At 67.5% G+C, this 252-nt stretch carries 1 protein-coding gene; it reads right to left on the reverse strand.

All coding sequences use genetic code 11. The features are described 5' to 3' along the window. Positions 1-74 precede the first annotated feature (74 nt). Positions 75-252: aminotransferase class I/II-fold pyridoxal phosphate-dependent enzyme (locus SAZ04_RS23300; protein WP_348533370.1), on the reverse strand; the 178-nt coding region annotated here is incomplete at its 5' end.

The raw sequence follows: 252 nt of genomic DNA on the forward strand, positions 1-252 counted from the left end.
GGCTTCGCGACGTCCGGGAGATCGATGCCGGGGGCTGAGCGGGCTTTGACGAGTGCGTGCATAGGGGCGCGATCTTAGACTACGCCCAGCGCTTTGCCGACCTTGCTGAACGCCGCGACGGCGCGATCGAGCTGTTCGCGCGTGTGCGCGGCCGACATCTGCGTGCGGATGCGCGCCTTGCCCTGGGGCACGACCGGGTAGGAGAACCCGATCACGTACACGCCTTCATCGAGCAGTTGGCGCGCGAACTCC

Source organism: Halalkalibacter lacteus (assembly GCF_036663595.1).
GTDB classification, from domain to species: domain Bacteria; phylum Bacillota; class Bacilli; order Bacillales; family Bacillaceae_D; genus Halalkalibacter; species Halalkalibacter lacteus.